We start from the raw sequence: 13,014 nt of genomic DNA on the forward strand, positions 1-13,014 counted from the left end.
GACAAAGCGGGTGTTGGTAGCACTCGCTTTTCCTTTATTTATACACAATCACTGTTTTCTCGTTTATTTTAAATTTCACGTTACCCACTTCTTCAATCACATCCAAAATCTTATCGACTTGGGCATATTTGTCTATACTCACGAAATATTTCTCCCGTTTGGCGTCCGGATTCTCGTAAAACACGTTGAAACCGTACCAATTCGCCAACTTATCCAATATCTGCTCCAACTCCACGTCCCGGAAATAAAACATATTGTCTTTCCACGAGATAATGGCATCCATATCCGTGACATCCACCACGTTTATCACGTCCCCGGCTACCGCTTGCTGGAAAGGTTTCAATATAACGCTCGTCCCGTCACGGCTCACTTCCACCCGTCCTTCCACCAGCGTTGTTTCAATCACCCGACCGGATGAAGCCTTCACGTTAAAATGTGTACCCAACACCCGGATATCACCGTTTCCCGTGTGAACGATAAAAGGATGCCGGTCGTCCTTCTCCACCTCCAAGTAAATCTCGCCCCTCTCCAGATAAATATCACGGGTTGCCCCGGCGAAGGTTACCGGGAACCTTAACCGTGTTTCCTCGTTAAACCACACTCTTGTACCGTCAGCCAAAGAAACATTGTATTCACCGCCTTTAGGTACTTCCACTGTATTGTAAACGAGCGTTTCCACTTCTTCCACTACTTGATTCTTCTCGTATGCCAATTCGTTTCCCCGGTTCACGGCATGAAGCGTGATTTGTTCCTCCTTGACTTCACGCCCCAGATTCACCACTTTCCCGTCATCCAGAATCAACCGGGGTTGCTTGCGCTCCGGTGCCGGTAAAGTTTTTTCAACTTGTGCCACAACTACCGCGGGAGATTGTTTCTCTTTATCTAACAGGAAATACACGGCTATCGCCAACGGCAATATCAAAATCGCCGCGTAACGTGCCACTACCATGAACCGCCAAGGACGTTTCCTCACGTTCATGATTCGCTCGTGTAATTCCCGGCTTGTTGCTCTTGCTTTCATCTGCTGGTAGTCCTCGTCGCTGATATTCAATCTTGCCCGTATCTCCTCCAACCGCCGGGCATCTTCCCCAGACAGGCAATCAAAAATATCTTTTGTTATTAATTTCTTCAGTTCTTCCATTATCTATTTCGTCTTTCTAAACATGATACACATCAGAAAGAAAAATGTATGAACAAAAACGCCACTTTTAACACACATTAACTAATAACACGAGAAAACGAAAAGATTAAACGGGAAGCGTTCCCCTTGGCATATAACAGGTAAACACGGGCAAGTCAGTATCATAGCAGACATAGCTACTTGCTCCCGGCTTTCCGCGGAGATACTAGATTTTCTAAAAAGTACGCATTTTTATTGACTTACCGCATGAGTAAACCAGAAACGGGAACCTTTGCCCGGTTCCGATTCCACCCCGATGCGACCGCCCAATTGCTCGACAATACTCTTGCAAATAGAAAGTCCCAATCCAGTGCCGTGAACAAAGGTGTTCAACTTCACGAAACGATCGAATATGTTTTTCTGTTTTTCCGGTTCAATACCAATTCCCGTATCCCGAACGGCAAACTCTATCTCTTTGCCTATTCTCCGGCAACTGACCACGATCTCGCCCGAAGAGGTGAACTTAAAAGCATTATTCACGAAATTGGATATAATCTGGTGAATACGATTCTTATCACTATATATATGACAATTCTCCGGACAAGGCTCAAAACGGAGTACAACACCCGCCGGAACCTTGACTTGCAGGGAAGCCACCACGTCCTCGCACAAGGGATTTATCTCGATATCACCGCACACCATCTCGAAAGTACCCGCTTCTATCTTGGACAAATCCAATATATCGGAAATCAGTTGCAGGAGCAGTTCGTTGTTCTCCTCCACGATACTGATATACTGTTGCTTTTCCGACTCATCCTGCGCGTAAGCCAACAAATTGGAGAACCCGACGATAGCATTCAACGGGGTACGAATCTCGTGACTCATGTTCGCGAGGAAAGCAGATTTCAACCGATCGGACTCTTCCGCCCGATCCCTTGCCTTAATCAATTTCATCTCGGTTTCCTTCAAATCCGTGATATCGTAATTGATGCATATCATCTCGATCATACCGTCTTGTGGACGATAATCCCGCACAAGCACGTTCACGCAAGTCCACGTGTAACTGCCGTCTTCCCTTAATACCCTGACATCTTTACGGATGTACGACATTTCGCCCCGTATCACCTTATCCCAGAAATCAAGTACCACGGCACGATCTTCCGGGTGGAAATGACCGTGTACCCGAATAATCTGCTGTAACGGGGTTCCTCGTTCCTCTCCCACGTTCCGGTACCAGCTATCCAACGCATACCCCTCTCTTGTCAACACGTTGAAATGAGCGTATCCCACTTTGGCATAATCACCGACCAACGTGAAGAAATCTTTAAATTCTTTAATCTGGTTATACGCTTTTGTCGCTTCCGTCCGATCCACGCTAATCAAAAGATAATTTGTCAAGTTACCCGCGGCATCATAAAGCGTGGTTACTCGCGTCAATAAATTGAGGATACCTGTCTTGGAAGTTTGATACATTTCACCAATTTTGGAAAAGTCGTAATCTATCGAAAAATCGGCACTTTCCCTTCTCCTCAATTTATCTTTTACCTCCTCGGGAATCATCGGATTTTTAAACAGGTTAATGCCTAGAACAGCTTCTTTCGAGTCCAAACCGAATATTTCCAAGTCTTTGTCATTCACGTCCTCGAGAATCCCGTTTCTATTGTACAATTCGATAGCCACGGGAATATTCTTGTATATGTTCCGTAATAACCGTTCACTCCGGTCCAACGCCTCGTGAGCCTTGAAAGTATCTGTCATGTCGGAGAACATCAGCACCACTTCATCCTTGCAAGGAGAATACATCACGGAATGGAAATATTTATCGACTCCCGACCGGTAGTAATTAATCTCTCTCGGACCTTCTCCTTTCACCACGCTTTCCAAGTCAGCTATATGCTCTTGTATATCTTCTTCGTCCACTTCACTTGCCAGTCTGCCGATCCATCGCTCGTCCTTGAGATTGTACAAGTAACGAGCCATATTATTAGAGTCTATAAAGCGATAATCTTTCACCCGCCCTTGTTCATCGTACACCATTCGCATCCGCACGTATCCCACCGGCATATGGCGATATAGATTATCCAAATATTCTTTCTCCACCTGAGCTTTAATCTCGGACTTCCGGAACTCCATGCAAATACCCACGATATTTACCAAAGAGGCAAACCACTGGTAATCCTCGTTTCTCCACACGTGGGGTTTATCCAATATATCCACACCCGCGTACCCGGACACCCCGTTTCTGGATATCATCGGGACAACCATGCAAGATTTCACCCCTTGTTCCATAAGACGCGTTTTCTCGGCTGTAGCTTCTTCCGGCAATTCGTCCAAGTTTGCCAAAATAATAGGGGATGCTTTTTGTGCCAGTTGCTCCGTCCACCAAGGTATTTCACACATGGGGAAATCCTCCATGTAATCTTTTTTCTTGAAAGACTTGTAACTTCCCGCCTCGTAACTGCAAGTCTGTGTTTTCTTCTCCCAATCGTACTCTATGATATAGGTACATCCCTCCGGGTAATATTGCATGATATCTCCCAGAATCTTGTTCACGACACCGCTCAGGTCGTCCGAACGCAACAAGGATAATAAAGAACGGGATATGCTGTTTTGCTGCACAAACAGGTTATTCACCCGTTGCAAAGCAGTGGTACTCGTGTCCATACTTTCCGGTACATCCAGACATTCCATGAAGCCAAAAGTTCTCATGACCCCCTCTTCATCCACCTCCTTGGAACACAGTTTAACCCGAAGCCAGATAATTTCACCGTGAATTTCCACCGGGTACACTTGATCATACACGTTCTGAGTTTTACCGAAAACAAATTCATTTACCGTGCGCAAACGGTAATCCTCCCGAATGAAACCCCGAAAATCCTCGAAACTGATAACGCCGTCTTCTCCCAAGCCAAACAAATCACGAATGAACTCGGAACACACGTAGCACTGTCTTTTAAAATCCGCCTCCCACCAACCCATCCGGGCTTTCTTCATCAACTCGGGGACACGAGCATCACTAAACCGATCCTTGCTATCCACTTTATATCATTTTTAATTCTTAGTAAACAAACACCTAACGTCACAAAAATAGCAAAATATCAAGCAGCAATCTCTTTTCGGACAAAAATAAAATCAAATTTCATTTTTCAATGCCTGACGAATTTTAGCGTAGGCTTCCTTTTTATAATGCCGTACCGTGTTGTACTCCATATCAATCTGTTCTGCAATCTCTTTCGTGGAATATCCCTGTAAGGCCAATTCAAGAATCCGCCGTTCTTTCTTGGGTAAACGGGCGATCAACTCGTACATATAGTCATGCGTATCGATAACCGCGAACTCAGTCATCAACTCCGGCGGTGTTTCCGTGTAAACGGGACGAACGTTACGCAGGAAATTAAGGCACAGGTTCTTCACCGTGGAATAAAGATACGAACGCTGTTCCGCCTCATTCCGTTCGGCCACAATACGGTCATACCCGTTCACGAATGCCTGATGAACGATATCCTCCGCCTCTTCCGGACAATATCGGGCAGCGTAAACACGCAATTCAGGTTTCAATTTGCAATATAACCGTGCAATTATCTTATCTCTATCCTCTGTCATATGTACCGATCCCACGTGAATTTCAAGCCTTCCGCCATCTAGCAGCGGAATGGAAATAAACCTTCGTTTATTGACGCTCAAAAATAGTAATAATCACACACAAATACCAAAATTAGTGTTTTTTTATTTCTTGCTTATTATCATGGTAATACGGGAATAATTACAACGATACGGATAATCTTGGATTCTCTCGAAACAGACTATTAATAAACGAACCTTTAATGATATTCCTCAAATTATACCTACTTTTGCCTCATAATTAAGAAAACCGTTTTGATAATGAAATATATCTGCTTGATTACAACTCTTTCTTGTATCATATTTTGTTCTTGCCGGGATACATCCCCGCGTTTGGAGTATGCTTTGCAAGCCAGTGAAGCCAACCGGGCGGAACTGGAAAAAGTGCTGAAACACTATTCCCAAAATCCCGAAGACAGTCTAAAACTGCAAGCAGCCCTATTTCTTATAGAAAACATGCCGGAACATTTCTCTTATAGCGGGCAATTTCTTCAGGATTTCAAGCAAATAGTCGACACGACGATACAAGATTACCTGTTAAAAAAAGTGATTCTCATGCAACCCGCCCGTTACTCACGCTCACGGCAGCAACTACAAATAGAAGCGGACATCAAGCACGTGCAAGCGGATTACCTTATATATAATATAGACAAAGCATTTGAACAATGGACTACCCGCCCGTGGCTGGAAGGAATATCTTTCGAGGACTTTCTGGAATACCTTCTTCCCTATCGTATCGGCAACGAAACGTTGGATTACTGGCGGGATTCACTTACCCCGGAACAGGAAAAATACATACGGGAAGCTATACAATACTTCGACGACCGCAAATTCTCCGTCTACAACATCAGCAAACAAGTCAGCGACCATACCTTGTCCTACAAAACCAACACGGGTTCCGTGGCAAACATTCCATTCACCATCTCGGAATGTGTATTTACCAGCCGACTGGAATTACTGGCATTCCGCATGGCGGGTATTCCCGCTGCCATTGACCACGTGCCTTGCTGGGCGGACATGAACGGTTTTCACGAGTGGACGGTAGGCATCGATCCCAAGAAACTGGATATATTGCACGGGCAACTGGAAACCAAAAACGCCCCGAAAGTATTCCGTCGCACTTACGCCGTGAATGAAATTCCGGAACCCGAAGGGGATGAATACATTCCACCTTTTTTCCGCGACCCGTTTAACCGGGATGTTACCCGTAAATATCAAGCGACATCCGACGTGACCGTGAAAGCGGATATTCCCGGTCGCCGCCATTCGATACACCACGCCTATCTCGCCATTTTCAACGATCGCCAACTGCGCATCGTTGATTGGGGTAAAGTAAAACGAAATAAGGCGGTCTTCCGTGATCTCGGGCGAAACATCATTTATTTCCCCGTCCATTTTGAAAACGATCTCCAGAAGAACTTTTCTTATCCTTTCATTCTCCGTGCGAATGGCACAACCACCTCTTTACAACCGGACAAAGCAAATTTGCAGACCATAAAACTCACCCGAAAATACCCGTTACACAGTAATAAGGTATATCATGGGAACGCGCTCGTCGGGGCTAATTTCAGATGTTCCAACGATGCCTCGTTCAAAACTTCCCGACTCGTGTATCGCGTAGACCGGAACCCTAACATGTACCCGGTAATCGTTCCCGTGGACACGACACAAAAATACCGTTACTGGCTGTTCGACCACACGAAAATGGCAGAACTCTCCGAGTGGACCTTCAAGGATAACAAGGGGAATGTCATCCGGGGAAAAGGCATCGATCCGATCGGCGAAAGTTCAAGGACAGAAAACATCTTTGACGGTAACGCCCTCAGCTACGGGCGTCTTTCCCGACAATTCATGATTGATTTCGGCGAACCCGTCAGTATCTCGGAAATGCATTACTTGCCCCGGAACGACGCGAACGGCATCTATCCCGGCAACGAATACGAACTTTTTTACTTTGACCGGGACGGTTGGCAATCGCTTGGCAGCAAAATAGCCGAGGGATATGAAATCGAGTTTGACGCGGTTCCTTCCAACGCGGTCTATTGGCTTCAAAACCACACAACTGGCAAAGAAGAACGCGTTTTCACCATACAGGACGGCAAACAACGTTTCTGGTAAAAAACTTGCCATGCAAGAAAAAAATTCGCCCTCGTTATTTGAATGTCGGGAAAAATGGCTAATTTTAGGGGAATCATTAAATGGAAAGGTTATGTTGGACACGATAAAAAAATTCCTGAAGGAACATGATATTGATGAAAAAGCGGGATTCATCATCACCGTCAGCGGTGGTGCCGATTCCATCACACTGCTTCACGCGTTCAAGTACTTGAATTTAAGAATACACGCCTTACACTGCAATTTCAATCTCCGGGGCAAGGAATCCAATATGGACGAGCAATTCGTGAAACGCTTTTGTGAAACTTACGGGATTCCCATGAGCGTGAAACGTTTTGAAACGCGGGAATACGCCCAGAAAAAAGGCATCAGCATAGAAATGGCGGCACGGGAATTACGCTACGCGTGGTTCGAGGAAATGCGGCTGAAGAAAAAAATGGATTACATCGTCGTGGGACACCATGCCGACGATTTGGCAGAAACACTCTTCATTAATATATGCCGCGGAACCGGAATAAAAGGATTAACGGGTATTCGTCCCGTCAAGGATAAAATACTGCGTCCTCTCCTGTCCCGCTCGCGGGAAGAGATTATCGCGTACATAGAGCAAAACCAGCTCGGTTACCGTACCGACTCGACGAACAATTCCCTCGATTACGTGCGGAATAAAATCCGCCACCTGATTATTCCCGTCTGCAAAGAAATCAATCCTTCCTTCCTCAACACCGTGCAGGAAAATTGCAACACGCTGAAAGAGGTGGAACAAATCTACAAGTACGGCATCGACTGCCTGAAAGCAAACATCGTCAGTGAAGAAAACGGCGAAATACTTATTGACATCCAAAAGACAATGGCATCGCCCGCCCCCTACACGTTCCTGTTCGAATTTCTAAGACCTTACGGGTTCAACGCCACCCAAATAGAAGATATACTCCATAGCAACGAAGCCATCCCCGGCAAGCAATTCGAAGCGGGAGAATACCTGCTCACGAAAGGCAGAGTGTACTGGCGGCTTTTCAACATTCTGGAAAAAGAAGAAGAACGCACGCTTCTGGCAGACAGCGGGGAATATCACCTCGACGATTACACTTTCACGCTCGGGGAACAAGAGATTGACGATTCATTCCAAGTCCCGCAAGATTCCGAAATCGGATGCTTCGACCTCGACAAAATCACGTATCCCCTAGTCTTACGCCACTGGTCGACAGGCGATTGGTTCTGTCCTCTCGGCATGAAACGCAGCAAGAAAAAACTGAGTGACCTCTTCACTGACCTGAAATTCAGTGCCAAACAGAAAAAAGAATGCCTCATCCTCCAATCCGGCAAAGACATTATCTGGGTAGTAGGCCACCGCATCGACGACCGGTACAAAGTCTCTCCCGCGACGAAAAGGGTACTGACTGTAAAAAGGGATACCAAATGAGTTCATAAAGTTTATAAGGTCCATAAAGTTTATAAAGTAACAGGTGTCCTTCGGACAGAGTTTAACGGCAGCCCACGCTGCCGTAGACACAAAACCTTATGAACCTTATGAACTTTACAAACCTTATAAACTAAAAAAGAGGCATAAGCCTCTTTTTTTTTAACACACTAACAATAAATTTACTACACTTATAAAAGCAAAAAACATTTCCTTTCATTGCAGGGACAAAGATACAAATCTAAAACGTTTGCGCAAACTTTTTTCACAAAAAAAACGTTCGCGTATAACTAATCTAAAAGTTTTTTGTTTTTCATTTTTTTATCCATACTTTTGTGTGAGTTTACGACATTAAACGAGAGAGTTAACATCATTATTAATCAAATAATAAAAGAAAAATGTCAAAGATTAAAGTTGGTATCAACGGATTCGGACGCATCGGTCGTCTGGTTTTCCGTGCTGCAATGACGAGAAACGATATTGAAATCGTGGGTATTAATGACCTGATCGACGTCGATTACATGGTTTATATGTTGAAATATGACACCATGCACGGTCGTTTCAACGGAACCGTTGAGGCTAAAGACGGCAAACTCGTAGTGAACGGACACGCTATCCGCGTTACGGCTGAAAGAAACCCGGAAGATTTGAAATGGAATGAAGTAGGCGCAGAATACGTGGTAGAGTCTACCGGACTTTTCTTAACGAAAGAAAAAGCGGAAGCTCACTTGAAAGCAGGTGCTAAACGCGTGGTTATGTCCGCCCCGTCAAAAGACGACACCCCGATGTTCGTCATGGGAGTAAACAACAAGTCATACGCGGGACAAACTATCGTTTCCAACGCTTCTTGTACCACGAACTGTTTGGCACCGTTGGCTAAAGTACTTCATGACAAATTCGGCATCGTTGAAGGTTTGATGACTACCGTACACGCCACGACCGCTACCCAAAAAACAGTTGACGGTCCTTCCATGAAAGACTGGAGAGGCGGACGCGCGGCAGCAGGAAACATCATCCCGTCTTCTACCGGAGCAGCGAAAGCCGTGGGAAAAGTAATCCCGGAATTGAACGGCAAATTAACCGGTATGTCATTCCGCGTTCCGACGTTGGACGTATCCGTGGTTGACCTGACCTGCCGTCTGGAAAAAGCAGCTACCTATGACGAAATCAAAGCAGCGATGAAAGATGCTTCTGAAAACGAATTGAAAGGAATCCTCGGCTACACCGAAGAAGAAGTAGTATCATCAGATTTCTTGGGAGATGCCCGCACTTCTATTTTCGACGCGAAAGCAGGTATCGCATTGAACTCCAATTTCGTGAAACTCGTATCTTGGTATGATAACGAATGGGGTTACTCGAACAAAGTACTCGAGTTAATCGCTCACATGGCTACTGTAAAATAATAAAAAGGGGCTATCGCCCCTTTTTTTAGTCCATAAAGTTTATAAGGTTCATAAGGTTTATAAAGTTTATGGAATCCCATCACCTTATGAACTTTATAAACCTTATAAACTTTACAAACTCAATGAATCAAGAAAAACGTCCATTCCATATCGGTTTGGCATTAAGTGGAGGAGGAGCCCGAGGATTCGCCCACCTGGGAGTGTTCAAGGCAATGCAGGAGTTAGGAATCAAACCGGACATCATATCCGGAACCAGCGCGGGAGCAATAGCGGGTGTCATATTCGCTTCCGGGCACACGGCAGAGGAAGGCGTGGATTTTTTCAAGGGGAAAAAACTTCTCGACTTTGCCCGTCCTCTCGTGTCTAAAACCGGGATAATGAACATGAACGGAATGGGAAAACGATTATCCGAATTTATTCAAGCAAAAACATTTGAAGACCTGCAAATACCGCTGGTCGTCACGGCCACGAACATGAACTTGGGAATACCCACGCACTTCAACAGCGGCGAGCTTGTACCCCGTGTATTGGCATCCTGTTCCATACCTATCGTGTTCGTACCCGTCAATATTGACAACCACCTGTATTCCGACGGGGGTGTTTTTATGAATTTTCCCGTACGCCCTATTCGTGACCTTTGTGACATCGTCATCGGGGTGCATATCGACCCGTTGGAACCCAGCAACCATATCAAAAGCATCGTGCATCTTGCCGAACGTTCGTTTCACATGGGTATCCTGTCTAACATGAGTATCGACACCCAACTCTGTGATATCGTCATCGTTCCCCGGCATATCAGCCGTTTCAGCATGTTCGACCTCAACAACGTCGAGGACATCATGGAAGAAGGCTACAAACAAGCCAAAATAGTCTTCGACCGTCCAAGAGTCAAGAAGAAATTGAAAATAAACTAATTTACGATTTATGATTTACGATTTACGATTAGCGCTCGAAAATATCGGAATCACCTCTTTGAACGAGATGCAGGAAGCATCCTTGAGAGCCTACAAGAAATCAGATAATATCATCCTGCTCTCTCCTACCGGCTCGGGTAAAACGCTCGCGTTTCTACTCCCCTTGATAGAGTCATTAGACAGTGAAAAAAACGATATACAAGCCTTGATTCTCACCCCGGCACGAGAACTCGCCATGCAGATAGAAAACGTTTTCCGCTCCTTAAAAAGCGGTCTAAGAGTGGTTTGTTGCTATGGCGGTCATGACATCAACGTGGAAACCAGAAGTCTTGCCCACGCTCCCACTTTACTTATCGGAACCCCGGGGCGTATTCTCGACCACATCGAACACAGAACGATAAATATCAGCACCGTTTCCACCATCATACTGGATGAATTTGACAAATCGTTGGAATTCGGTTTCCTCGGTGAAATGGAACGTATATTTTCATACCTCCCGAACCTCCATAAACGGGTTCTCACTTCCGCCACAAACGTGGTTGACATTCCGGCTTTCACGGGAGTCGTTTCTCCTTGCACGTTGGATTTCCAACATAACGCGGCTCCCGATTTGACCGTCAAATCGGTCTATTCGCGAGGAGAGAGCAAACTCGACACGCTATACCAATTACTCTGCGAACTGGACGAAGCACCCGTTCTTATATTTTGTAACTTCCGGGAACGGGCAGAGGAAGTCAGCGATTACTTGTGGGAGCGGGAAGTGGACAATCAATTCTTTCACGGGGGAATGGAACAGGACGAACGGGAACGGGCTCTATGCAAATTCCGCAACGGAAGCACGAACATATTCATATCCACCGATTTGGCGTCCCGCGGCTTGGATATCCCGGAAATAAAATACATTATCCACTACCACCTGCCCAAAAAAGAGGACGCTTTCATACATCGCAACGGCAGAACGGCACGCATGAACGCCTCCGGTACCGCCTTCCTCCTGTTTGACGACGAAGACGAACTACCGGAATACCTGACGGAAGCACCGGAAACATTCTCCCTGACAGGGAAAAACTCTTCCCCCGCGACGCCCCGCTGGACAACCCTGTACATCGGGAAAGGCAAAAAAGACAAAGTGAACAAAATGGATATCGTGGGCTTCCTCTGCCAGAAAGGACAACTTAAAAAAGAGGACATCGGTAAAATCGAAGTCAAAGATTATCACGCCTTTGTCGCCGTACGGCGAGGGAATATCCGTCAACTACTCTCCCGCGTCCGAAACGAGAAAATCAAAAACATGAAGACCAAAATCGACATCGCAAGATAAAGAAGACGCCATCGGGCTATCCCCGAGCACCCTCTACAGGGAACCTTCGCCCACGCTTCCCTATACCATGAACGTATCATCTTCGAAGCATGAACGTATCATAGACGACGACGTGCGTTTATGATACGTTCGTGAGGCGAAAGTGTTGTACTTTTAAGGTTAAGCAAGAGTAACTCTAGAATAGCGTAACCATTTAGGATTGATACCTCCCCGCGGAATGTCCTACAATTCTTACACTACCGCTGTTTACCCGTTCGGCAGTATCTCAACAACGTCTGAACAACGAGAGAAGAACGAATGAAGGAGCCTAATTCAGCAGAAATGCTCCTTCACTGTTATTCTATTTCTTTAATTCGTTCTACTTGCTTATTCAGGAAGTAATCTGCATACGGAGAATAATCTCCCATTTCATAAAAAGTGATTAATCCTTTCCTGTAATTCAGTATATCGGCATCCCTTGAAGAATAAACAGGAATAATATCGGCATTCATCAATACAATGCTTTCTACCATTCGGGAGGTCCGTTTGTTTCCATCAATGAAAGGTTGCAATTTAGCAATGTTGCAATGAAGGTAAACGGCTCGCTCCAGTGGATTGACATATTGTTCCTGCTGATAAAGTATTTCATTCAACTTTGCCCGAATGTCATGCAGATTCTTTGGCGGTATATACTCTGTACCACTAATACGGACTGCTCTTGTTCTTAAATAGCCTGCTTCTTCATCGGAAACCAAACCGGCAGATATGGATTGATGTACCCTGAATAACGTACGTTCATCTATCACTTCTTGATTTTTTCCTTTACAGATATATTCCAATTCAGAGATGAACGTGTTATATAAGTTTTTCAACATCTTAGCATCCTCATACTTCTTTTCGGAAGTAATACCGTCTTTAAGCAACGCTTCCGTTTCCACGTAAGTATAAGTGTTACCTTCTATCTTACCTGAATAGTAACACCATACCACGGCTAAATCCTTTATTTCACTTGAGCGCAAATCCGATAGCTTTGCCAAAGGATGGTTCAATATAAATCGCACTTTCTCTTGCTGCTCTTTATTAAATATCTGCTCCATAACTTACGGCCAAATCTTATTCTT

The 13,014-nt window shown here is 45.1% G+C and carries 9 protein-coding genes; 5 read left to right on the top strand and 4 right to left on the bottom strand.

Annotation, left to right across the window (positions count from 1 at the left end; genetic code table 11):
* Window positions 1–34: 34 nt before the first annotated feature.
* From CS948_RS17125 to CS948_RS17135, 3 genes are all read right to left on the bottom strand, one after another.
* Window positions 35–1,141, bottom strand: coding sequence for a FecR family protein (locus CS948_RS17125; protein ID WP_099293045.1), 1,107 nt, complete (start codon window positions 1,139–1,141; stop codon window positions 35–37).
* Between the two features lie 231 nt (window positions 1,142–1,372).
* A complete protein-coding gene (locus CS948_RS17130) occupies window positions 1,373–4,159 on the bottom strand; it encodes an ATP-binding protein (RefSeq protein ID WP_099293047.1) in 2,787 nt (928 codons plus the stop codon).
* 93 nt (window positions 4,160–4,252) lie between these two features.
* Window positions 4,253–4,723, bottom strand: coding sequence for an RNA polymerase sigma factor (locus CS948_RS17135; RefSeq protein ID WP_099293049.1), 471 nt, complete (start codon window positions 4,721–4,723; stop codon window positions 4,253–4,255).
* A gap of 279 nt (window positions 4,724–5,002) precedes the next feature.
* Between CS948_RS17135 and CS948_RS17140 the strand changes: the two genes are divergently transcribed.
* From CS948_RS17140 to CS948_RS17160, 5 genes are all read left to right on the top strand, one after another.
* On the top strand, window positions 5,003–6,859 hold the full coding sequence (locus CS948_RS17140; RefSeq protein WP_099293051.1) for a hypothetical protein: 1,857 nt from the start codon (window positions 5,003–5,005) through the stop codon (window positions 6,857–6,859).
* A 10-nt stretch (window positions 6,860–6,869) separates the two neighbouring features.
* Entirely contained in the window at window positions 6,870–8,279 is a 1,410-nt protein-coding gene (tilS, locus tag CS948_RS17145) for a tRNA lysidine(34) synthetase TilS (protein ID WP_255302059.1), read from the top strand.
* A 395-nt stretch (window positions 8,280–8,674) separates the two neighbouring features.
* Window positions 8,675–9,679, top strand: a complete 1,005-nt coding sequence (gene gap / locus CS948_RS17150) for a type I glyceraldehyde-3-phosphate dehydrogenase (protein WP_099293053.1) — start codon at window positions 8,675–8,677, stop codon at window positions 9,677–9,679.
* 122 nt (window positions 9,680–9,801) lie between these two features.
* On the top strand, window positions 9,802–10,593 hold the full coding sequence (locus CS948_RS17155; RefSeq protein WP_176555101.1) for a patatin-like phospholipase family protein: 792 nt from the start codon (window positions 9,802–9,804) through the stop codon (window positions 10,591–10,593).
* A 10-nt stretch (window positions 10,594–10,603) separates the two neighbouring features.
* Entirely contained in the window at window positions 10,604–11,914 is a 1,311-nt protein-coding gene (locus CS948_RS17160) for a DEAD/DEAH box helicase (RefSeq protein WP_099293057.1), read from the top strand.
* A gap of 335 nt (window positions 11,915–12,249) precedes the next feature.
* Here the strand turns inward: CS948_RS17160 and CS948_RS17165 are convergent, their stop codons facing one another.
* Window positions 12,250–12,990: a Fic family protein gene (locus CS948_RS17165; RefSeq protein WP_099293059.1), complete on the bottom strand. Its 741-nt coding sequence runs from the start codon at window positions 12,988–12,990 to the stop codon at window positions 12,250–12,252.
* Window positions 12,991–13,014 lie beyond the last annotated feature (24 nt).

Origin of the sequence: Butyricimonas sp. Marseille-P3923, from assembly GCF_900184685.1 — a bacterium.
GTDB lineage: Bacteria > Bacteroidota > Bacteroidia > Bacteroidales > Marinifilaceae > Butyricimonas > Butyricimonas muris.

Coding starts and splice junctions, on each gene's coding strand:
- CS948_RS17165 (WP_099293059.1), bottom strand. CDS start 12,990: ATGGAGCAGATATTTAATAAAGAGCAGCAAGAGAAAGTGCGATTTATA.
- gap (WP_099293053.1), top strand. CDS start 8,675: ATGTCAAAGATTAAAGTTGGTATCAACGGATTCGGACGCATCGGTCGT.
- CS948_RS17140 (WP_099293051.1), top strand. CDS start 5,003: ATGAAATATATCTGCTTGATTACAACTCTTTCTTGTATCATATTTTGT.
- CS948_RS17155 (WP_176555101.1), top strand. CDS start 9,802: ATGAATCAAGAAAAACGTCCATTCCATATCGGTTTGGCATTAAGTGGA.
- CS948_RS17125 (WP_099293045.1), bottom strand. CDS start 1,141: ATGGAAGAACTGAAGAAATTAATAACAAAAGATATTTTTGATTGCCTG.
- CS948_RS17135 (WP_099293049.1), bottom strand. CDS start 4,723: ATGACAGAGGATAGAGATAAGATAATTGCACGGTTATATTGCAAATTG.
- tilS (WP_255302059.1), top strand. CDS start 6,870: ATGCAAGAAAAAAATTCGCCCTCGTTATTTGAATGTCGGGAAAAATGG.
- CS948_RS17160 (WP_099293057.1), top strand. CDS start 10,604: ATGATTTACGATTTACGATTAGCGCTCGAAAATATCGGAATCACCTCT.